Annotated in this window: 20 protein-coding genes; 12 read left to right on the forward strand and 8 right to left on the reverse strand. The window is 35.3% G+C overall.

The genetic code is table 11. From position 1 onward, the window contains the following. Nucleotides 1–325 precede the first annotated feature (325 nt). Nucleotides 326–502, reverse strand: coding sequence for a bacteriocin-like protein (locus OL225_RS22045; protein ID WP_407297772.1), 177 nt, complete (start codon nt 500–502; stop codon nt 326–328). A 375-nt stretch (nt 503–877) separates the two neighbouring features. On the opposite strand from OL225_RS22045, the gene OL225_RS06215 reads away from it, so the two are divergent. From OL225_RS06215 to OL225_RS06235, 5 genes are all read left to right on the forward strand, one after another. Further along, nucleotides 878–1,354, forward strand: a complete 477-nt coding sequence (locus OL225_RS06215; RefSeq protein WP_264517658.1) for a DUF5675 family protein — start codon at nt 878–880, stop codon at nt 1,352–1,354. Nucleotides 1,355–1,361: 7 nt separating this feature from the next. Beyond that, a complete protein-coding gene (locus OL225_RS06220) occupies nt 1,362–3,071 on the forward strand; it encodes a hypothetical protein (RefSeq protein ID WP_264517659.1) in 1,710 nt (569 codons plus the stop codon). A gap of 496 nt (nt 3,072–3,567) precedes the next feature. Then, nucleotides 3,568–4,590, forward strand: coding sequence for a terpene synthase family protein (locus OL225_RS06225; RefSeq protein WP_264517660.1), 1,023 nt, complete (start codon nt 3,568–3,570; stop codon nt 4,588–4,590). Between the two features lie 406 nt (nt 4,591–4,996). Continuing rightward, nucleotides 4,997–5,809, forward strand: a complete 813-nt coding sequence (locus OL225_RS06230; protein WP_264517661.1) for a terpene synthase family protein — start codon at nt 4,997–4,999, stop codon at nt 5,807–5,809. A gap of 31 nt (nt 5,810–5,840) precedes the next feature. Further along, entirely contained in the window at nt 5,841–6,830 is a 990-nt protein-coding gene (locus OL225_RS06235) for a terpene synthase family protein (RefSeq protein ID WP_264517662.1), read from the forward strand. Nucleotides 6,831–7,048: 218 nt separating this feature from the next. On the opposite strand, the gene OL225_RS06240 is transcribed toward OL225_RS06235, so the two are convergent. Both OL225_RS06240 and OL225_RS06245 read right to left on the reverse strand, forming a co-directional pair. Further along, nucleotides 7,049–7,534, reverse strand: coding sequence for a hypothetical protein (locus OL225_RS06240; protein WP_264517663.1), 486 nt, complete (start codon nt 7,532–7,534; stop codon nt 7,049–7,051). A gap of 219 nt (nt 7,535–7,753) precedes the next feature. Continuing rightward, entirely contained in the window at nt 7,754–7,888 is a 135-nt protein-coding gene (locus OL225_RS06245) for a hypothetical protein (RefSeq protein WP_264517664.1), read from the reverse strand. Nucleotides 7,889–8,605: 717 nt separating this feature from the next. Here OL225_RS06245 and OL225_RS06250 point away from each other — a divergent pair. Next, the gene (locus OL225_RS06250; RefSeq protein WP_264517665.1) at nt 8,606–10,405 is read left to right on the forward strand and encodes a hypothetical protein; all 1,800 of its coding nucleotides are present in this window, start codon (nt 8,606–8,608) and stop codon (nt 10,403–10,405) included. Nucleotides 10,406–10,417: 12 nt separating this feature from the next. Here OL225_RS06250 and OL225_RS06255 read toward each other — a convergent pair whose 3' ends face one another. Continuing rightward, complete coding sequence (locus OL225_RS06255; protein WP_264517666.1) at nt 10,418–11,239, reverse strand: anti-sigma factor; 822 nt, start codon at nt 11,237–11,239, stop codon at nt 10,418–10,420. A gap of 1 nt (nt 11,240) precedes the next feature. Beyond that, nucleotides 11,241–11,810 carry an RNA polymerase sigma factor gene (locus OL225_RS06260; protein WP_264517667.1) on the reverse strand — a complete coding sequence of 190 codons (570 nt, stop codon included), beginning with the start codon at nt 11,808–11,810 and terminating at the stop codon, nt 11,241–11,243. 90 nt (nt 11,811–11,900) lie between these two features. Between OL225_RS06260 and msrB the strand changes: the two genes are divergently transcribed. From msrB to OL225_RS06280, 4 genes are all read left to right on the forward strand, one after another. After that, nucleotides 11,901–12,416: a peptide-methionine (R)-S-oxide reductase MsrB gene (gene msrB / locus OL225_RS06265; protein ID WP_264517668.1), complete on the forward strand. Its 516-nt coding sequence runs from the start codon at nt 11,901–11,903 to the stop codon at nt 12,414–12,416. Nucleotides 12,417–12,533: 117 nt separating this feature from the next. Beyond that, entirely contained in the window at nt 12,534–13,103 is a 570-nt protein-coding gene (locus OL225_RS06270) for a fasciclin domain-containing protein (RefSeq protein ID WP_105682258.1), read from the forward strand. Nucleotides 13,104–13,181: 78 nt separating this feature from the next. After that, nucleotides 13,182–13,892: a ferritin-like domain-containing protein gene (locus tag OL225_RS06275; protein WP_047377527.1), complete on the forward strand. Its 711-nt coding sequence runs from the start codon at nt 13,182–13,184 to the stop codon at nt 13,890–13,892. A gap of 24 nt (nt 13,893–13,916) precedes the next feature. Beyond that, nucleotides 13,917–14,732 carry a ferritin-like domain-containing protein gene (locus tag OL225_RS06280; protein WP_264517669.1) on the forward strand — a complete coding sequence of 272 codons (816 nt, stop codon included), beginning with the start codon at nt 13,917–13,919 and terminating at the stop codon, nt 14,730–14,732. 510 nt (nt 14,733–15,242) lie between these two features. Here the strand turns inward: OL225_RS06280 and OL225_RS06285 are convergent. Beyond that, complete coding sequence (locus tag OL225_RS06285) at nt 15,243–15,764, reverse strand: TlpA family protein disulfide reductase (protein ID WP_264517670.1); 522 nt, start codon at nt 15,762–15,764, stop codon at nt 15,243–15,245. A 265-nt stretch (nt 15,765–16,029) separates the two neighbouring features. On the opposite strand from OL225_RS06285, the gene OL225_RS06290 reads away from it, so the two are divergent. Together OL225_RS06290 and OL225_RS06295 are read left to right on the forward strand one after the other, a co-directional pair. Next, entirely contained in the window at nt 16,030–17,553 is a 1,524-nt protein-coding gene (locus OL225_RS06290) for a catalase (protein WP_264517671.1), read from the forward strand. A gap of 5 nt (nt 17,554–17,558) precedes the next feature. Continuing rightward, nucleotides 17,559–18,080: an ankyrin repeat domain-containing protein gene (locus OL225_RS06295; protein WP_264517672.1), complete on the forward strand. Its 522-nt coding sequence runs from the start codon at nt 17,559–17,561 to the stop codon at nt 18,078–18,080. 101 nt (nt 18,081–18,181) lie between these two features. On the opposite strand, the gene OL225_RS06300 is transcribed toward OL225_RS06295, so the two are convergent. Together OL225_RS06300 and OL225_RS06305 are read right to left on the reverse strand one after the other, a co-directional pair. Further along, entirely contained in the window at nt 18,182–18,820 is a 639-nt protein-coding gene (locus OL225_RS06300) for a response regulator transcription factor (protein WP_264517673.1), read from the reverse strand. Beyond that, nucleotides 18,813–21,806: an ATP-binding protein gene (locus OL225_RS06305; RefSeq protein ID WP_264517674.1), complete on the reverse strand. Its 2,994-nt coding sequence runs from the start codon at nt 21,804–21,806 to the stop codon at nt 18,813–18,815. The genes OL225_RS06300 and OL225_RS06305 overlap by 8 nt, the downstream gene beginning before the upstream one ends. Between the last annotated feature and the right edge of the window lie 76 nt (nt 21,807–21,882).

The raw sequence follows: 21,882 nt of genomic DNA on the forward strand, positions 1-21,882 counted from the left end.
TATTTTGAAGCTTGATTTGAACTAATATAAATGTATATAAAAATAACTATGTTTTAGCATTAAGTTCGGGTTATTATCCGGATTTCTTTTCTTTCTGATTTCTTATCTGAAAGTTTGATTGTAAATGGTAGTTACACTAAAGTATATTACTACTTTATTTTAACAATGTTAAATGTGTTATTGTTTGATGATGAGGTGTTCTTAGGTCGGCATTGAAAAAATCCTGCAAAATCAATGATTTTGCAGGATTTTTTTTGTTTGGAGCTATTATTGTGATTCTCAAAAATACTTCAAAAGTAGGTGGCAAATTGTTTTACTTTCTATTTTAAATAGGCTGAGGTATCACAAGATCATCACAATTTATTGTTTTGGGGATGCATCGCTTTACTTTTTCACACCATTGATGAGTGTATATGCATACTGACGGAAACGGACCGCCAACTATTCCTGCTCCTGTTACCGTTTTCAATTCATTTCTTGAAAGTTTTTTTAGATTTTTCATAATACAAAATGTTTTTATTTTCTTATTCTTCTAAAGCTTTTCAGATACCGCTTATTTTATAGTTCAAAAATGAGATATCAGATATTCAAAGCCAAGAAGGGTTTAATAAGTGGCGGTACTTTTTATATAAGTGTAGGTGTTTAAGGGTTTACTGTATGGATGGTTGCAGGATGAAGATTTTATAATCTTTATTGTACTGCATCAGATTTTACTCATATATAAGCAGATTATCTGGCATCGTCTAAAGAAATCCGGAAGCTGAAATATTACACAAAAGTGCCATGGACCGGCACCCGATTTACATGTAATTTTACCATAAAATCAATCAATATCTCTAGAATTACAGGCTTACCTTCAATCTTAAAATATAGAATCATGAAAACAACTTTACTGGTAATTGTATTGACAGCTCTTTTTTCAGGAAATCTTTTTGGGCAAGGAAATTTTGAAATAGTTATTGAAAGAAAGCTATCATCAGCGGCTTGTACCTTAGGATATCTCATTGCAGATGAAAAAGTCATCTGTCATACATTAGAACTGCCCTGGGCAAATAATATAAAAAATATCAGTTGTATTCCTTCGGGATCCTATAACGGTATTTTGAGATATGATAAAAATGACGGATGGAGAATACAGCTTGAAAATGTACCAGACAGAGATGGAGTACAAATTCATATGGGAAACTACGCAAAGCAGATCAAAGGATGTGTTTTGGTGGGAATGGAAACCGATATTAAAAATTGTACTGTGGGAAATAGTAAACTGGCCTACAGTAAATTGAAGAATGCATTTTATGGTACTTCAAATCCTAACAGTACTCCTGATAAAAACATTATAGTAACCTTTAAATAGTTTAATCATGAAAAATTTTTATCTAATCATTGTATTGCTATTTGCCAATACCGGAGTTATTTGGTCGCAAGTGACACCCAATTCAAACAAATTTTCAGTTGAGAATTATGTAGCTATAGATAGTAAAGGGAAATATACGCTTTACAACACCCACGGCTTTTATGAAAATGTTGCTAAGGGCACTGTTGCCAAGGTGTTTATATTACCAATTCTTAAGTTTGATATCCATAATATTAAATATATAGACAGTAAAGGAAATGAAACATACAAGAGTTCTGATAACATCCGTACGTTGATTATTCCGGTAACACAGGAACTGGCACTACCCAATGAAAGCCAGAAAGCATCAATTTGTGCTGCGATAAGAAGCACAACAATAGCCGCCTTTTATCCTCCAATTTTAAAAAATACAAACGGGCAGCCCATGTTAACGCCTTACATGATTACCAACCCCGGATTAACCAATCATTTCTTTTCCTTAGCCAAGCAGTATGAAACTACCATGCTTGCCCCCCAGGACCAGTTGATTAATGATTATAATACAAATTTTCAAAGCCAGATCATTTCACCTACAGAGGTAGAATTCATTGTAGAAGCAGGAGGGGAGATTGTTTACAGCAAGCGCATCTCAGGAACATTGGTTGGAAATAAAAGTTTTAAAAATATTAGTATTGAAAATCCTACAGAGTATGTTAAGAATCTGCTGGCAAACGGAAATGGTGACATATCTGTCAGTTACAAATTTAAGAATTCTAAAACCAGTTATATTAATGCACATATAGACGGAAGTACGATTGTTAACCAATTTTTAAGTGATGCTCAAAAGAGCAGTGTCAGCCAGAAATCAAGCGGATGGGCATTTCTCGGATTAGGAAGCAGCAGGAAATCGATGAAGTCTTCATTCAATCAGCAGGTTGACAGCCAGTATAATGCAGAAAAAATTAATAATACAAGAATCGAAATGTATGATGCAGATGATGATATGATTAATCAATTTGAAGAAAAATTCTTTCCTGATATTTCCCAGGAAGAAGCCCTTAAAAATCACCTTCAGGCAGCCGAAAAAGCAAAAGCGGAAGGAAATGAAAAATTGCAGAATTTACATTTGCAGTTTGCAGAGTCATTGCAAAAAAATGATCCTAACCTGACTCCCAATATCGAAGCTGCTGTAGCCGCTCTTGGTAGAAAAGATTATATCGGATTTATAGCCAATGGAGTAAGATGGGGAAATAATACAGCCCGCGGCAATACCTCCTTTAAAAGGGTGCTGAACAGTACTGAAATGACTAAGACGGTGGAAGACTACAGCCATACGAAAGCAATATCTGTTCAGCATGCGGTTACTCAGCCTGTCATTGCTAAAGAAGAAGTGAAGTTTAGAGCTTCTGTAGGAGTTATAGATGTTATTCCCTGGGATGTACAGCTGTATATTTATAATGGATACAATACGGTTTTTCAGAATGTAAAAGGTGTATTAATAGGCCCAACGACTGTAGGTGGAGCTTTACATCTCAATAATATCCTGCCCGGTACTCTGGTTAAAAAAGTGGGTTCTTATTCCGTATATGATGCTCAAACTTTTACAGATGCTTTAAAAAACTATGAGCCTGGTGAAAGAACCGATTTGACTTTAGTAGTACCCAATGCAATGAATCCCAATATCTATCAGGAAAAAACCGTGCAATTTACGCTTGGGTCTCTTCCGGTTATTGATTAAAAGTTCACTATTAGTTATATCAAGAATCATTATAAGAACTCCTGTTGACTTTTCAACAGAAGTTCTTTTTGTGGAGTAGACCCATTGCAGTATTTTAAGATCTGGAAATCTTCTCCTTATTACTTATTTTTCAGCAATCTTATAAAACCAAACCAGGTTATTATGATATTAATTATTTGATTACAGGTAAAATATTAAATATTTATCTCTTTTTGAAATGTTAATTTGTTGATAATCTGATGGGTAAATTTGAGTTATCATCTTTATGAATCTGTAAGTTGTTGTTATTCAGTGTTATAAATATATTTAATAATATAGTGAAATTCCATATTATTTAATAAAATTAATTTGTACATTTATTTCATTGTTCATGAATGTATCTTATTGGTAATTAGTGAAATATGTTTTCTAAGTATAGTTGCTGCCTTTATAAAGGCTATATATTTAAATAAAACTATTATGCTATAAAAAACAAAAACCATTAAAACATATAATCATGAGTAATGAAAATTTTAACCCTCTTGAACTTCTTCGTACAAAGTTCAGGTATCCATTCCCAACCTTAAAAAATCCTCATGCAGATCAATTGCAGGAAATCACCGAAAATCAATGGATTGATGGTGAGTATATGTGGATATATCAAAATAACCCTGATCTGCGTAAAAAGTACAAGAAAACCAAAACTGCCCACATCGCTGCCCAATGGTTTCCTACTGCATCTGCTGAACGTTTCCGGCCCATCTGCAGGCTAATGCTCTGGACCCTTTACAATGATGATCTGTATGAAGAAAGTAGGCCTGATGATATTGATGATGTACATGCTCAATCCATCGCTATATTGAATGGTGAAATCTCTGTTGGCCAGTCTACAATACCTTTAGCCTCTATGCTTGCCTCATTAAGGCAGGAATTACTTCAGTTTATTCCAGAAGAATCCATGCATCGTTTCACACAGATGATCAGCAGGTATTTTAGTGGGCTTAAAAAGGAACAGGAATATAAAAAGAATAAGATGTTTCCTACAACAGCAGAATGTATTGTCTTAAGGGAAGATTCAATCTGTTTGTATCCTTTTTTGCAGCTCACTGAGGTTGAAACGGGGGTCATCCTGCCGCCGGAAATTCATGATCATCCGGTGATCCGCCGTCTGCAGGCGCTTGCCTGTCATCTGGTAACTTTTTTCAATGAAGTTCAATCTGTAGTAAAAGATGAAGCAACGGACAGTATCTATTATAATATTGTGAAAGTAATCCAGAATGAACGCAGAGTTTCGCTAGAAGAAGCCTGCCTGGAAGATCTGCGCCTCCATAATGAAGATCTTAAGGAGTTTGTAGCCCTGCAGGCCTCACTTCCTGACTTTGGTGTATGGCACGAGGCTGTGGTCAATTGGGTACACTATATGAGTATGGTATTGAGTGGCTGGAAAAACATATCCACTAAGCTTGACCGCTATAATAAAACAGAATTTCCAAGTGCTTCCGAATTAAAAGAAACATTAGGGCATAACCAATTTCAATAAAAATTTAACGATTACCGTGGTATTTCATTAAACAAGTGATCATAAGAACCTGCCAGAAATTTATAACGGAGTGGCGGGTATACAATATGCTTTACCTGAATGAATATATGATCTACAATACGGTTTTAGAGCAATAATCACAATGCAATAGACATTCGGTTGTGATTAGCAGTTAATGCTTATTTAAATACAATAATTTTAAAATACAGATAAAATGACACCAGAACAATTTAATAGTGCAGATTACCTGCCACGGGGATGCTACTCATGGCCTGATCTTATAAATCCACATGCTGAACAAATGGGGAAAGATATGGATGGCTGGATTGATAATGATTATACTTTTTTGACAGAAAAACAACGGAAAATTTATAAAAAAATGGAACTTCATATGTGTACAGCACGTATGTGGCCGCACTTAACCTATGAGCAGGCCATTCCATGCAATAGATTCATGCTTCAATATGTTGCTCTTGATGATCAGGTGGAACATTCGTCCCTTGAAGAGATCCAGGAGTTAAGAATCCGTTGTACAGATATTCTCAGGGGTGCCCAAGCCTTGCCGGAGGAAAATGCTCTTTATCATCATATGGAAATGATCCGGGATGAATTTCGCGCTTTCATGCCAGACCTATGGTTTGAGCGGTTTGTTTACTATTTTTATCAATCTTTCAGATACGGAATTGAATTGGAGTATCCCTACAAAATAGCCCATCGCCCACCATCACTGAATCTTTACAAAACTATCAGAGAATATTCTGTACTAATGCGTCCTTATCTGATCTTTGGTGAGATTGAATCAGGTCTTGTCCTGCCGGAACATATCTTTGAGCATATAGTGGTACAAAAGATGATTTCCCATATGACTCTGGTTGTTGCGTGGCAAAATGATCTTCACTCTCTGCCAAAGGAGATGGCGAAGGGGACAGAGGTTTTTAATCTGGTTTTTGTATTGCAGCAGGAGTATAATCTTTCTTTGGAAGATGCTTGTGCAGAAGCTTTACGTATTCATAATGAAGAGCTGGCGAGTCTGAATGGCTTACATCAAGAGTATCGGGAGTTTGGTGAATATCAGGAACATGTCGACAAATTCGTTTATTATGCCGGTGTCGGGCTGCAGGGAGTTAACACTTTTTATCTGGAAACAAACAGATATAAGCATGGAGGAGTTGGTTTTGCCTGGCCTGAAGACAACCATGCCGCAAATAGCAGTCTGTAAATTAAGTTTAATATAACTTTAAATTTTAAAGATGAAACAACAAGATGTTCCTGTTTTGCAATATCCCTGGACCTATGAAATAGGACCGTTTTCACAATCCTTTTATGAAGAACAGAATAATTGGATTGATACGGATTATCAGTTTATTTCTGAAGTTACAAGAGCTCAATATAAGAAACACGGCCTCGTAGAGGCCGCGTCTTATATGTTTCCGGCGGCCAGCACCAAAGAACACATCAGACCTATAGCAAGATCTATGGTTTGGTTGACACTGTTTGATGATTATTATGAGTTGTGCCCGGTTGATAAACTTGCAGATATCAGGGATCATATAATGGATGTCATGTTGGGAGAACAACCTAAAGCAAGTGATATCGGACTGATAAAACAAGTGGCTTTAAGCAGGCAGGAATTTATTCCTTACGTTAATGATGATTGGTTTATGCGCTGGACTAAAGACTTTTATAATTATACTACCTATGGAATTATGGAAGGAACCCCCTACAAGTTAAAAAAAGAATTTCCAACCCTTAGTAAGCTTCTGCTTATCCGTGAGTATTCTATTTTTATGTATCCATATGGAGATTCGGTAGAACCTTCTATTAATTATATTGTTCCGGGATATATATCCGAACATCCAATTATAAAACGATTAAAAATGTTAATGTGCAGGATAATAGCTATTCAGAATGATTTTGCTTCAATAGAGAAGGTGCTAGGAATTGATACAGAAGTTCTGAACATTATATTGGTGATCAGGAATCAATATACTATTTCGTTAGGAGAAGCCATTACCGAAGCAATGCACATCCATGATTCATATGTTCAAGAGTTTGTTGAACTCCGGAATAATCTACCTGATTTTGGTGTTCAGCAAAAGAATGTTGTACGGTTTGTACATAATATGGCACTGATGATCTCGGGATTGGGAGCATGGTATCATAAAGGTAATTCTACCAGATATAAGACTTCTGGTGAATTTCTTAAACCAGAATACGGGATCATTACACAATGCTTTTAATTAAAACAAAAATTGTATCAATCCTATTTACTATAATCAATAGCGAATTTAAATTTTACTTCATCAATCATTTTAGAGGATGCCTTCAATATAGAGACAACCTCTTTTTGTGTTCGTATAAACTTTTGTATCCGGTCTTTTTAGATGCTATTAATACTGTCTTTTGTAGAACAGAAACAAAAATAATTGTGTAATAGTATGATTGGTGATTTCAAGACCTATTTCTTTGGAGTTAAAGAAAAATTATCCATATAAACAGCCTGATGTACTCCATTCAGTAAAACTTTCAGCCCCAGATGAGCGTCTTTTTTCAAAGATATAGTATATGTTTTTTTCTCTCCTGTGATCTTTGAAGGCTTAGTGATTGAAACATAGGATTTTGCATCAGAAGGACTGTTTACTGAGAAAAGCTCTAACGTTGTTTCGCCCCCGTTATCCGAAAGGTCAAGAGAAAGAGTATAGGTTCCGGCTTTTATTTCCGGGGTTACCAGATACATATTTTCTCCAGGGCTACTCATTGAATAAAAAATAATTCTTTTATCACTGGCATACAGCATGGCTTTTCCTGGCTGAGCAGTCCAGCATTTATTGATATCTTTCCAGGTGTCAAAATTTTCAGCAAGGGTAGATACAGATTTACACTGTGCATTTGCTGTCAGAAATCCTCCTATAAAAGCCATTCCCGAGAGTACGATTTTTTTCATGCGTTATTTTTATTTATAATGAGTAAAAATAACAAAAAAAGATGATACCCGAATCGTATTGTTTTATGATTTACGTTAGCTTTATGTGAATCTGACTGTGTATCTTCTCAATGTGCCCAATGATATCTGTTTAAGAGCGATAGTAGCATTCTAAAGATCATCGAATAAAATAAGCCTTCCCATTACAGAAAAGCTTATCCGATTTCAAGTAAGATGCAATTATAAACAAGACTCAAAAATAGGATTAAATGTATTTAGATACTTATGAGTGAGATCATATTGAATCTTCTGCAAAGGTGTTGAAAACTGTCCTGCAAGACTATTTTCAGCACCTTTATTGATTGTTCTTTTCATTTTCTTTTTTCAGATCACGTTTTGTAGGAAAAAAAATCATCAAAAATAACAGGAGCTAAGTGAATTTTTGAATGAGGAAATATTTAATGACAAGTATAAAATCAATTCTTTTTTAATTTCTTCAGCCATAAGGGATTGCCAAATGCATTAACATCGGAATCGACATCTAAATACTCTGATCTTTTGCAATGATTACATTCCCTTTCAGTGTTGCTAGTGTATTTCCATTGGTGGATATTTAAAAAGCAAAGTATTTTTTTCATCATAAATTTTCTGCAAACAAAATCAATTTATTCCTGAGATAATTACAGGATTCCGTAATCAGAAAAAAAAATAGGAAAATACGAAGACAAAAATCTGATTTGCAAATATTGAAAATATAGTATTTCCGGCTATTAATCTGATAAGTATAATGTTTACAAAAGGACAAACCATAGAATCCGGTAGCCGAAGTACCTTTGGTTATGGTCGAAGTGATGGGATTATTGAAATAGAAGTCGCTCTCTTTGGGAGTATATTCAAGAGGAAGAAACCGTTGAAAAATGCAGCCGTACCACAGAGGTATTAAAGCGGTGGTGTACTTAAAAAAAATCTGTTTAGATCCTTGTATTTGGAAAGATCTTTCACTATTATATCTTATAAATGTTTTTTCTTTATATTGTAAGCTTGTTGGCTTGTAAATTGATGCTAAAAACTGTATTGAATTTTTGATGACTAATGACTAGAACGATTGTAATTTTAATTTTCTTTTTAGGTGGTTTTTTCTTTTTAAATGCACAGGAGAAGAAAGATTCGCTGTATTATAAAATAGAAGAATTTTCGGATAAGAGAAAAGTTACCAAATTCATTCACCGCTTTATATTTCGTAGAGAGCCGGATTCTAGTTCCGTTAAGTCCAGGACAGAAAAACTGTCGCAGGAAGCTTATAACAAAAAATACATCAGAAAAATCAGGATAGAGACTATTGATCCATTTGGATATGGTTCCAAGGATACTAAAGAAAAATCCAGATGGTATGATTGGGTAGCAGATCATCTTCATGCCAATACAAGAAACTCCACTGTCAATAATTATTTGCTTTTTGAAGAAGGTGAAGAATATAATGCCCAGAAACTTTATGAATCTGAACGTTTGCTGAGAGCAATGCCTTTTGTCAACAGAGTGAATATCAGTGTTTCCGATAGTACTTCCAGCAAAGATTCTATTGATGTTGTGGTAAAAGTTCTGGATTCCTGGAGTCTGAAGCCGAGAATCAGCTATTCCGGAAGTAAACTTGGTCTGGGAGTTACCGAAGAAAATGTATTAGGATTAGGCCATACTCTTGATTTCCTTTACAGAAACGACTCCAAAGAAAAGCAGGATTATCTTTTGGGAAGCTATACAACCTATAACCTTTTAGGAACTTATATCAATGCCCAGCTTCTTGGGGAAAGAGATTTTTTGAGAAATGAAAGAATTAATTTCAGCTTAAGAAGAGATTTTTTCTCGCCTTTAACAAAATGGGCGGGTGGTTTTACGTTTGAATATTTTAAGCGGAAGGTTTTACTTCCCACAGAAACTGACACTGCATTTCCGGAAGTTCAGATCAAAGTATACAGCCAGGATGTATGGGGTGGTTATCAGATTCCTGTTTCAGCGGATCCTGACGAAAGAGTATCCAGCAATATTGCAGTGATAGGAAGATTTCAGAATTACCAGTATAAAGATAGTCCGGGAATAGACCAGTATAAATATTTCAGTTCATACAATAGTTTTCTGATGTCAGTCGGGCTTATTCACAGAAATTTTTCGGTTCAGAGAAATATTTTTCAATATGATTTGCCGGAAGATGTTGCTTACGGGCATTCTGTGAACATTATTGGGGGAGGCTTATCAAGAAACAAAGAAGTGAACCCTTATGTGGGAATTTCTGCTTCTTATGGTACTTTTACAAAGTTGGGATACTTTACAGTGAAAGGGCAGTTCGGAAGGTTTTTTAATGAAGACAGCCAGAATCGGGAGTCTTTCCGGGTAGACGGAACCTATTTTACGAATCTTATGGATTGGAAATTTGCCAAAGCAAGACATTTCTTTTCTCCAACAATAGCTTTAGGAAATCCACAGCATAACTATTCTTATAAAGACAGAATCAATCTTTCTTCCGCAGACGAATTTCCTGTTTACAATTCGGATTATATTGGGACTAAAAAACTGGTTCTAAGGTACCAGATTCAATTGTTCATTAACAAAACGTGGAAGAATTTCCATTTCAGTCCTTATTTAACTACCGCAGTTGGGTGGCTGGGAATGCCTGATGATAAACTATTGAAAACAAAGGCTAATACAAAAATTGGCATAGGTGTTTTAATTAATAATCCGTACCTGGTTTTCAACAGAATTCAAATTTCTTTCATGTATTATCCACGGGTTCCGTTTGATAATAACTCGGTTTTTGATTTTAACAGCAATAGAAATAATCTTTTACCAATGAATAATTTTGCAACAGATATTCCACATTTTGTAAACTTTGGCAACTGATAAAGGAGTATTTTAGATTTCTCCCATTACAAACATATTCTCCATGGTAGGTACCTTACTTCCGCCTTCTTTTTCGAGAGTAATGGCAAAAGCCTGAGCATTGGGAATATTGGCCAGTGCAATTCTGCTGTCTTTATCTTCGGTGTACATTCCTGCACTTACAGGTTGTCCGTTTTCAATGGCCCAAAGCTGATATTGCATTCCTGCAGGAGCTTTAGGAAGTTGTTCCGCATTCAGATAAACTTCTTTTGTTTTTTTATCCCAGAAAACCATTGCTTTGGAATCCGTATGCTTTTCTACACCCTTCAGCATCACCATCTGCATATCAGGATTGGAGAACATATCAATCTTACGGTTCATTTTTTTCATTGCCTGGTCCTGAGCTTGTTTTTCTGCAGACAGCAAGGCGATTTCCTTTTTATTGGACGATTGGGTATTCATCCAGAATAAATTTCCGGCAACACTTATCAGGAACAATGCAGAAGCTGCTATTGCGTAGGTTTTCCAGCGGGTATCTTTCTGAGTATTTACTCTTTCTTTAGTTTCTTTGTGATCTTGTGTCTCAGGAATATCTGTTGAAACAGCAGGTGTTACTTCTTCGGCAGTCTGTTCCTGCTTAATTTTATTCCAGATCTTAGATTTCAGATCACTTGGAGGTGTTACGGCTTGAGCGGTAGCAAGATGTTCCAAAGTCTTTTGTGCTTCTTCAAAAGCTGCTTTTACTTCAGCATTATTCTTCATCACACACTCCAAAATCCCTGCCTCTTCAGGAGAAGCATGGCCAAGAATATAAGATTCTATAATTCCGGATGATATGTATTCTTTTGTGTTCAATTTATTGATAATCTTTTAGCAAATCTTTTAATTTCATCAGTGCATTACGCATTTTCGTTTTCACTGTTCCCAGCGGTATCTTCAGCTTTTCGGATATTTCATGTTGGGTATATCCTTGATAATAAGCAAGATTTATGAGTTCCTGCTTGTCTGTTTCCAGTCCTTCAAGCACATTGTTAAATCCGATATAATCAGATGAATTGTTGACTGTTGAAAGTTCTGTAGTATTATATACGAAATCCGGAAGTGATTGGTTTTTAAGCTCATTCTGGAATCCCTTAGACTTTAAATAATCAATAGCGGTATTTCTTGCAATATTGATCATCCAGGTATAAAACCTTCCTTTGGAAGCATCGTACTGATGGATAGCGTTCCATATTTTAACAAAAACATCCTGGATTACTTCTTCAGTGTATTCTTTAGACTGAACGATCCGGAGAATGATTCCGTACAGCGCACCGGAATAGTGGTCATACAGATAATGAAAACCGGTTTCGTTTTTTTCTTTTAATAAAACGATAAGTTCTTCTTCCGAATAGGTTGTTTTAATAGCTTTTATTTTTCTGTCCAAATGTAATAAAATAAAACATATAGTCAATAAAATCCAATCTATCTTTTATTTCGTACATGATTTCAAGGAAATTATTAAAAAATATTCAATATGAAAAATATTACTTCAAGAGCTGTACTTGTGTTTTGTATCGTTTTGTCCACGCATTTCTATAAAGCCCAGAATCAGCTTTTTAAAATTAAAAACCCTTATTACTCCCGTACAGCTGAAAACCCATTGAAAGTGAGTAACGCTGAGTGGAAAAAGATTTTAAAACCGGAACTCTATCAGGTTGCCAGAGAAGGAGCAACAGAAACCGCTTTTACAGGTAAATATTATGAGTTTGATGAAAAGGGAACCTATTATTGTACTGTCTGCGGAAACCCACTTTTTATTTCGACTTCAAAATTCGCAACCACCTGTGGATGGCCTTCTTTCTATCAGCCTATACGTAAAAACAGTATTAAATACAGAAATGATACTTCTTATCATATGGAACGCACAGAAGTATTGTGCGGAAGATGTGATTCTCATCTGGGACATGTCTTCGATGACGGCCCGAAACCGACAGGAAAACGGTTCTGTATGAATTCTATCTGTCTTGAATTCATCCCTGGTAAAAAATAGTGTATTGAAAATCAGTTGTTTGAAAATAAATTTCATTTTTTTCAATCTAAAACAAAACCAACCTCGTAAATGACATTAAAAGCACAATTAAATATAATTAATTAAAAAATCAACACAATGAACACACAGTCAAAAATCACAGTTTTAGCAATGGTAGCTTTATCATTTGCATTCAGCGGAAAGGTAACTGCACAAACGATGAAAGAAAAAACAGTAATGGTAGGAGGAGCTCCAATGTATCCGTCCAAAAATATCATTGAAAACGCTGTCAATTCCAAAGACCACAAAACCCTTGTTGCGGCAGTGAAAGCTGCCGGTTTAGTAGAAACATTACAGGGAGCAGGCCCATTTACAGTACTGGCACCCACAGATGCTGCCTTTGCAAAACTTCCGAAAGGAACAGTAGAAAGTCTTGTAAAACCTGAAAACAAAGCAACACTTACCAGTATTCTGACTTATCATGTTCTGCCAGGAAGATACAGTGCAAAAGAAATCTGGGCTGCTGTAAAAGCCGGTAACGGAAAAAGTATGATGAAAACAGTACAGGGAGAAGATCTTACTTTCTGGACTAAAGGAAAAGACCTTTACATAAAAGATGCAAAAGGAAACAGTGCGAAAGTAACCATCGCAGACGTGAACCAGTCTAACGGAGTGATTCATGTAATAGACACGGTTTTAATGCCATAACAATTTATAAGATTTCAGACAGCATATTTCAGTATGCTGTTTTTCTTCTTTTATCCTAACACTAAAAAAATTAATAGTATGAAAAAGACAATTCAGGTTTCTAATCAGGGAGTTACCCTTGATACAAGCAGAAGAAACTTTTTAAAATTAAGTGGAGTAGGATTGGCTGTCGCAGGCCTTACTTTAATAGGATGCGATGACAATGATGATTTTCAGATCATGGAAGAATCCAAGTATGATCTGGGAACAGGAGATGTAGGCGTATTAAACTATGCCTATGCACTCGAACAGCTGGAAGCAGATTTTTATACCAAAGTGGTCAATAATTTTTATACAGGAATTTCCAGTATTGAAAAAGAAGTTTTTACAGACCTCTATCATCATGAAGTGATTCACCGGGATTTCTTTAAAGCAGCCATTAGTGGTGCTACAGACCACGTGCTTCCAAAACTTGAATTCCAGTATCCAAATGTTAATTTTAATGACCGTAATTCAGTTTTAGCCACAGCAAAAGCATTGGAAGATACGGGGGTAGCAGCCTATAATGGAGCCGGAAAGTATATTTCCAATCCTGCTTATCTGGTGATAGCCGGTAAAATAGTTTCGGTGGAGGCCAGACATGCTTCTGCGATCAGAAATTTAATCAATCCCGGATCTGCTGATTTTTCAGGAGATGATGTGATAGATGCCAACGGACTTGACCTTGCAAAAGAGCCCAAAGATATCGTAATGGCTGCAGGAGCGTTTATCAAAACACCTTTTACCTGGAAAGAAAGAGGCATTAACTAATCATTCACCCTTAAAAATTACATTATGAATATTCTTAGATTACTGGATAAGCTTTCTTATGATAAATTTTTCACCACGGAAGCTTCAAGACTGGAAACCATTACGAATATGTCATTATTCGGAAAAAAAGCAACTACAGCAGCTGTACCGCTTGGACTGGGAGCGTTGATGACTACTCCTGTCAAAGCAGAAACTACAGAAACAAAATTAACAGGTACTGCCTTGAAAAGTACACTGACGGATGCATTACAGCTGGCACTTGTACTGGAATATCTTGAAAATGAATATTACAGCATAGGACTATCTACACCAGGATTAATTCCTACTGGAGACAGAACGGTTTTTATGCAGATCTCAAAACACGAATCAGCCCATGTCAGCTTTCTGAAAAGTACACTGACTTCTCTGGGTACAACACCGGGTAATAAACCAACATTTGACTTTACAGCCAACGGAAGTTTTATGCCTTTTACAGATTATAATCAGTTTCTTATTCTTGCTCAGGCTTTTGAAGATACCGGAGTAAGAGCTTATAAAGGACAGGCCGGAAATGTAATGTCCAATAAAGTTGTACTTCAGGCTGCATTACAGATTCACTCTGTTGAAGCCAGACATGCTTCTCAGGTGAGAAGAATGAGAGCCAATAAAGGCTGGATTGAGCTTGCTGATGGAGGAAGTATGCCATCTGCAACTAATCCTGTCTATGCTGGAGAAGATAATGTAAACCAGGCAGGCTATAATACCGGAACTTTATTTGGAACAGCAGCCGGTTCTGCAGCTTACGATGAAATATTAAGTGGAAGCGATGCACAGACTATTGCCTCATTGTTCATAGTTTAGTTGTGATTTGGATGATGATAAAGTGGTGTCCATTTCCGGAAAAATCTGGAAATGGATTTTTATTATATTCTATTGAATTGTATATGCGGATTCCAGATGTACGGAATTCATTTTTTCTTCCTTTAATAATTTCAGTTGAAGCCCCTGATAGAGCAGAGTTAAGCAGGTATTGGTTTAAATAAAAAATCCCCAGTAATTCCTGGGGATAAAAACTAATAACCATGAAACTCAAATTAATGAGATAATCAAGCCGCAAATGTATTGAAAAAAGATTCAAAGTCCCATTATTTTGAATTATTTTTTTCTGTTTTTTTTAAAAAATGTACAGAAAGCCTCAATGTTTGCCGCCCGGAAGCATCTCAAAAAAAGATATTTTTAATTCTGGATGGATCTCAAAAAAAGATAAGCTTTATGCCTATCTTATTTAACTGCCGTTCAACATCCGTTACCCTCAGTTTTTCAGCAGTTCAGTTAATATGAATGTTGTATTTTTAAGATTAAATAAGGAGTCTATTGTAGTGCTTTCAATTGAGTGCTAAGCTCAGTATAATCTATACTACCGACATTTTTATCAATTACTTTCCCATTTTTTATAATAAAAGTTAATGGAATAGCACGATATCCCAATAAACCATTTCCTCCTAAAAAATTTTTGATGGCTTCAATATATTCTGTATTTTGAAGTGTAATATCGTTTATTGTATTCTTAGCCAGGAAAGTTTTTAATTTTTCAGGATCTTCATCAATAGATAAAAAAGCAAACTTTATGTTTGGATTCTCTTTACTTATTTTTTTGAAAGTAGGAATTTCCTGAATACAGGGCTTACACCACGTAGCCCAAACATTTACCACCACGAGTCCATCCTTACTCAGATATTCTTTTTGGAAAGGGCTGTTTTCAATACTTCCGGAGGATTTTGATTTGTGCTGGATGAGTATAGAATTATCAGCTGTACTTATTTTGATGAATTTAAATCCAAGAAAAATAGCAGCTGCTGGAATAATGATAATTAATATCACTTTTTTTATCATCTGTTTTTTTTTGTAAAATTATGTAAATCCCTGATATCATAAATGATCAAAACTGTAGATATTAAACTACAGGAATGGCAAATTAAATTGTCAGATACCAGATCTCATTATCCTTTTATAAGGATTATTTTTTAAAATAATAAAGTAGATTTTGTCTATTGATTTTATGCTTTATAATAGATTTTGTAAATTTTCGGAATTGAATTTATTGAGATGGCTTTGGGAGATCAACGCTCTATATTTGCCCCACAATAAATAAGAAATTATGAAAAAAAATGTGTTTTTAGCTGGGATTCTCATGATGTCTACACTGTATTCCCAGCAACTGACAACTAATACGGGAAGCCCTGTAGGAGATAACCAGAATTCTAAAACGGTAGGAAATAACGGACCTGTTTTACTGGAGGATATTCATTTAATTGAGAAGCTGGCCGCTTTTGACAGAGAAAGGATTCCTGAAAGGGTAGTACATGCGAGAGGGGCTGGTGCCATTGGTGAATTTGTTGCAGATGCTGATTTTTCAGATGTTACCATGGCTGATTTTCTATCAAAAACAGGAAAGAAAACACCTGTATTGGTAAGGTTTTCTACAGTAGTACATCAGCAGGGATCTCCGGAAACCTTCAGAGATCCAAGAGGATTTGCTGTTAAATTTTATACTGATCAGGGGAATTATGATTTAGTAGGTAACAATTTACCGGTGTTTTTCATCAGAGATGCCATGAAATTTCCTGATATGGTTCACGCTTTTAAACCATCTCCGGTTACCAATAACGCTTCTGATAATAATAGGGTTTTTGATTTTATGGCTAATATTCCCGAAGCTACACATATGCTGACCTGGTTATTCTCAGATTACGGAATTCCTGCCAGTTACAGGGAAATGCAGGGAAATGGAGTGCATGCCTTCAAATGGGTCAATGCGAAAGGAGAAGTAACCTATGTGAAGTACAAATGGGTTCCTCAGCAAGGCGAAAAGAATCTTACTCAGGAAGAAGCGGATAAAATTCAATCTACACAAATAGAACATGCGACGAGAGATTTGTACAGTGCGATTCAGAATAAAAACTTTCCGAAGTGGGATTTGTATGTGCAGATGCTGAAAAAAGATGATTTTGAAAAGCTTGATTTTAATCCGGTAGATGTGACCAAAATTTGGCCGGAATCTATTGCAAAATCGGTTAAAGCAGGAACGATGACTCTTAATCAGAATCCAACGAACTATTTTCAGCAGGTAGAGCAGGCTGCTTTTTCTCCAGGAACTCTTGTGCCAGGAATTGAACCGTCAGAAGATAAACTGTTACAGGGAAGACTGTTTTCTTATTTTGACACCCAAAGACACAGAATTGGAGGGAATTTCCAGCAGTTGCCGATTAATGCATCAAAAAATGAGGTTATGACATACAATCAAAATGGCTACATGTCTATGAGACCTCAAAGCGGCGAAGTTAACTACCAGCCTTCAGCGGGAAAACCGGAAGTGACTGATAATAAAAAATTCAAATACTCCCAGACCGCTTTTCCGGCAGGTACATCATCGGTACAGGCTAAAATAGATAAAGAAAATAATTTTAAACAGGCTGGAGAACTGTACAGGTCTTTCTCTAAAAAGGATCAGGATAACTTGATTAAAAACCTTGGAAATGCTTTGAACAGCGTTACCAATAAAAAAGTAGTGGCTAAAATGATCTCTTACTTCTATCAGGCAGACTCAGAATATGGAAAACGTCTGGCACAATATGTTAAAATGGACCGTCAGCAGTTGGAGTCCTTATTATCTTCAAAATAAGAATAATGAAATATTTGATTTCCCTTGTCATTCTGTTTTTTGCGATTGGCAGGATGAATGCGCAGGACATCTTTTCGCAGGCAAAGAAAGGCAATGTAGAAGCCATATCTCAATTTAAAAACGATATTGATTCTAAAAACACAGAAGGCTATACTCCCTTAATTTTAGCCGTATATCATAATCATTACGAAGCAGCTCGGTGGCTGCTTGAAAACGGAGCAAAACCCGATCTGCAGGACCAGAGTGGTAATACTGCATTAATGGGTGCCACCTTTAAAGGATATAAAGAAATGGTTTCATTACTCATTTCCTTTAAAGCAGATATGAATGCCAGAAATTATAATGATGCTACAGCTCTGATTTATGCAGCCGTTTTTGGCAGAACAGAAATCCTGAAAATACTCATAGAAAAAGGAGCTGATAAGAATATAAAAGATAACAGAGGAAACACAGCTTTGCAGCATGCTCTGATGCAGAATAATGAAGAGGCCGTGAAATTGCTTCAGAAAGAATCAGTAAGTAAATAATACAATTATGATCTGCTGATTAATAAAAAATCCCCTTTATCAAACTGATATTGGGGATTTTATTTTGGTATTACATCTTAGTGTTTGTTAAAATGCCGTGATTATTTGTATTTGTGTGCCTGGTTTTTATCTCCTAACCGTACAAGATCTACTGTGTTTTTAATGTTCAGTTTTTTGTAGACTCTTGCTTTATAGGTGCTTACTGTAGAAAGATGCAGGTTCAGTTCATTCGAGATCTCAATATTGCCATATCCTTTTATCAATAAATCAAATATTTCCTTTTCCCTTTCGGATAAAGCTTCTATCGGGTTGACAGGAGTATCTTTTTTAGCTGAAGAAACCAGTTTTTTTACAATATCCGGAGAATAATATGTTCCTGTTTCAAAGATATTTCCCACTGCTTCCAGGATATTATTTTCATCACATAATTTATTAATGTATCCGTCGGCCCCTTCAATGATATATTGTACTGCAATATCATTGTCATATACTGAAAACACTAAAATCTTAAGGTCAGGCTGTATTTTTTTTACTTCACCAATCATGCTCAGATATTTACTCTCCGGCATATTGATATCCAGGATCAATAAGTCGAATTTCTCAACGAGCAGTTGAGCTGTCAGATCTGTATAAGATTCTGCGTAAGAAATCTTCACATCTTTGTAGTGGGATTCCAAAATGAGGGTAGTTCCCAATCTCACTACAAAATGATCATCAGCAATAATAATTTTTCTATCCATATTTTTGTTTTTTTATTTTAATCGATACTATTGTTCCATATGGGTTATTGTTTTTAAAGTCTATTTTACCATTGATCATCATGAGTAATTGAAGAATAAGGTGCAGTCCCAGACTGTATTTTTGTAAAATGAGTTTTTCATTTTCAATATTATTCTGAAGCTTTTCATAATACTTCATCTGTTCCTGGCTCATTCCTTTTCCTGTGTCTCTTACTTCCAGAAAAAAGATGCTGTCATCTTCAATGGTAGACAGCTCTATAGTTCCGTTTGTTGTATTTTTTATCGCGTTATCTATTAAATTATGAATAATAACCGCTACTACATTCTGGTTGATTTGGGAGTAAGTAGGGTTTTTAACATGATTAATGATCTCTGTGTTCTGTTCTCTGGCGGCTCCTTCAAAAAGAGTTTTTTTGGTTTCAATAACTTCGTAAATGTTATAAGTTTCCTTTTTTTCGGAAATATTATAAATCTCGGCGTATTCCTTCAGGGTTTTTACAAAGTTGTAGAACTCTATAGAAGATTTATAAAAGCTTTCAAAGTGCTTTTTTTGTATATAATGATCGTGTTCATCTGTTTCATACAATTTCTTTGCCGCAATAGACAGATACTTTATAGGAGTGATAATGTCATGGCTTATAGTTTCCAGCAGTTTTTTCTGCTGAACACTTTCTTTTCGGAGCTGTTCCTTCGTATATTCCAGTTTTGAAACCGTTTTTAATAATTTCTGAGTTCTTATCTCAATGATTTTTTCCAGTTCTCTTTTTTTCAGCTCCTGTCTTCTTATTCTTAGTTTTACCAGCTTTAATAAGATGAGTGATAGAATTAAAATGGTAAAAAACTTAAAAAGCAATGTCTGATAGAACAGATATTTTACATCAATATTCAGTGTTTTGTAAATGTATTTTCCTTTTGGAGAGGCTAGTACCCTTACGATAAGCTGATATTTTCCGGGTTCCAGATTGGTGATGTAGTATTTTCCATCACTGCTTACTTTCTCCCATTTCTCATTTTTAGAGCCTTTCAGTTTGGCTTCAATCACAAGGTTTACCCGGTTGGCATAATAGGGTACATCTACCAATATCAAGGCTTTATAGAAGTTGTTTTCCAGATTGATGGTGTTCTTTTGTATGCTGCTTTTTGAATCATAAAATACAACACGCTCCATAAAGAAATTTTTCGGATAATAACTTTTTATCTTTTTAGGATCAAAAAATACCAGCCCTTTTATCGAAGGTAGAACAAAGCTTCCATTCTGCAGAACTGCAGAACTGGGAGAACAACCTCCATTGAATTCATTCGTATTGAATCCGTCTTCTTTACTGTATCTGTAATAGTACACCGGAGATTTCCTATCTCTGGAATAGTTCAGAAGATTGTTTTTCAGTACCTGAAAGAGCCCGTTGTTGGTACTGATCCAGAAAAAACCTTTTTTATCTTCCAGAATCGTATGTGAAAATAAAAGGTAACCGTCCTTATCGTCAGGCATTTTTATTAATTCTTTGTTTTTGTACAGAAAAAAACCGTTCCCTTGGGTCATAATCCAAAAATTACCATCATCAGTTTTTACAATTTCCCTTACATTCAAAGGTTCTGAAGATATTTTTTTAGGGGTAAAAGAGGGCGCTTCTATAGAATATAAGGCATCTCTGGTGCCTGCCAGCCATTTATTCCGGCCATATTCCTGTATAGAGGTTACAATATTGGAAATGGAAAGCTGCAAAAAGGATTTTTTGAAGCTGGCATCCTTATAAAAAATAAGTTGAGATCTTAGTGAAAGCTGATGAAATGCCACCACATAATAGTCTTTAATATTCCATACATAAGATACCGGTTTCCCAAAATTCTGCTGTTCTTTTTTCAAATAATCGGTGTCGCAGAGATAGCGCAGCAGAGATTTGTCCTTTTGTACGATGATGTTTTTTTTGTTATCGTACAATAAAAAATACCTGCTGGTGGTATTGAAATGATATTGTTTTAGCAATCCGTTTTCATTATAAACATCTCCTGATGAGGTGATTACTTTATCCTTTCCGAAAAGCAGCGGGGAATAAAAAATATTATCATAAGACTTGTCTGATTTGTTAACTACATGAAAGTTATTGAATTTAATGACATTCAAACCATCAGATAAGGTTCCCAGATAGAGCTTATTATTGACTTCATCATGATAAATGGAAGCTAAAGAGTTTTTATTCAGATCATAAGTTGCAATTTTTTTTATACTGATAGCATCGTGATCATACAGTACTTTGTACAATATATGATCATGAATGATAAAAGACTGATTGTTGACCTGGCTCCAGTATATTTTCGCATTCCTTTGAAAAAATACATCAGGGGCATCCAGATAAGTTACTTTTCCGGATGATATTTTAATGATTTTTTTTAACTTCTTAGATGTGATAAAAATGTTATGTCCAAAACAGAATGTATTCAATATATAATTCTCATCCAGCCCTTTGACGGGAGCCAGGTTTTGGTGGTTATATTGAATAGTACCATTGTGAGTAAGGTGGTAGAAGTTGTTTTTATCAAAATAAATGAAATATTTTAAATGCTCTACCTCTTCCAAGACTCTGTTTTTTAAAAAGATGGAATATGACCTGCTTTCAGTCAACACTTTTCGGATACAGTTGGTCTGTTTCTGTAAAATATTTACATTTCTTTTGGAGAGTAAAATGGTATTTTCACTGTAAGCCGTTAAATTATAAATAGAGTCTTTTTCAGCATTTCCAAAAAAGAAAGTGAACCTGTTATTCTTAAGATTAAGATGATTAAAGGTTACAAAATTATATCCGTCATAACGCACAAGTCCGTTTTCTGTACTCAGCCAGATAAATCCATATTTGTCTTTGGTAATATCCTTCACACTATTCTGCGGAAGACCGTTGTCTGTATCATACCATACAGAAGCTATCTGCTGGCTATAACAGAGTTGTACACAGAATAATAAATAAAATATATGGATTTTGCAGGACATCATTATGGGTAGAAAATTATGTTTGTGTTTTTAATAGAAATAGTGAATTATTATTATAAAGTTAGGAAAAATTAACGGC

The sequence above is a fragment of the Chryseobacterium viscerum genome, assembly GCF_025949665.1.
In the GTDB taxonomy this organism is placed as follows: Bacteria; Bacteroidota; Bacteroidia; order Flavobacteriales; family Weeksellaceae; genus Chryseobacterium; species Chryseobacterium viscerum_A.

Coding starts and splice junctions, on each gene's coding strand:
- OL225_RS06220 (WP_264517659.1), top strand. CDS start 1,362: ATGAAAAATTTTTATCTAATCATTGTATTGCTATTTGCCAATACCGGA.
- OL225_RS06295 (WP_264517672.1), top strand. CDS start 17,559: ATGAAATATTTGATTTCCCTTGTCATTCTGTTTTTTGCGATTGGCAGG.
- OL225_RS06300 (WP_264517673.1), bottom strand. CDS start 18,820: ATGGATAGAAAAATTATTATTGCTGATGATCATTTTGTAGTGAGATTG.
- OL225_RS06250 (WP_264517665.1), top strand. CDS start 8,606: ATGACTAGAACGATTGTAATTTTAATTTTCTTTTTAGGTGGTTTTTTC.
- OL225_RS06305 (WP_264517674.1), bottom strand. CDS start 21,806: ATGATGTCCTGCAAAATCCATATATTTTATTTATTATTCTGTGTACAA.
- OL225_RS22045 (WP_407297772.1), bottom strand. CDS start 502: ATGAAAAATCTAAAAAAACTTTCAAGAAATGAATTGAAAACGGTAACA.
- OL225_RS06240 (WP_264517663.1), bottom strand. CDS start 7,534: ATGAAAAAAATCGTACTCTCGGGAATGGCTTTTATAGGAGGATTTCTG.
- OL225_RS06270 (WP_105682258.1), top strand. CDS start 12,534: ATGAACACACAGTCAAAAATCACAGTTTTAGCAATGGTAGCTTTATCA.
- OL225_RS06275 (WP_047377527.1), top strand. CDS start 13,182: ATGAAAAAGACAATTCAGGTTTCTAATCAGGGAGTTACCCTTGATACA.
- OL225_RS06280 (WP_264517669.1), top strand. CDS start 13,917: ATGAATATTCTTAGATTACTGGATAAGCTTTCTTATGATAAATTTTTC.
- OL225_RS06245 (WP_264517664.1), bottom strand. CDS start 7,888: ATGAAAAGAACAATCAATAAAGGTGCTGAAAATAGTCTTGCAGGACAG.
- OL225_RS06215 (WP_264517658.1), top strand. CDS start 878: ATGAAAACAACTTTACTGGTAATTGTATTGACAGCTCTTTTTTCAGGA.
- OL225_RS06225 (WP_264517660.1), top strand. CDS start 3,568: ATGAGTAATGAAAATTTTAACCCTCTTGAACTTCTTCGTACAAAGTTC.
- OL225_RS06285 (WP_264517670.1), bottom strand. CDS start 15,764: ATGATAAAAAAAGTGATATTAATTATCATTATTCCAGCAGCTGCTATT.
- OL225_RS06290 (WP_264517671.1), top strand. CDS start 16,030: ATGAAAAAAAATGTGTTTTTAGCTGGGATTCTCATGATGTCTACACTG.
- msrB (WP_264517668.1), top strand. CDS start 11,901: ATGAAAAATATTACTTCAAGAGCTGTACTTGTGTTTTGTATCGTTTTG.
- OL225_RS06235 (WP_264517662.1), top strand. CDS start 5,841: ATGAAACAACAAGATGTTCCTGTTTTGCAATATCCCTGGACCTATGAA.
- OL225_RS06230 (WP_264517661.1), top strand. CDS start 4,997: ATGTGGCCGCACTTAACCTATGAGCAGGCCATTCCATGCAATAGATTC.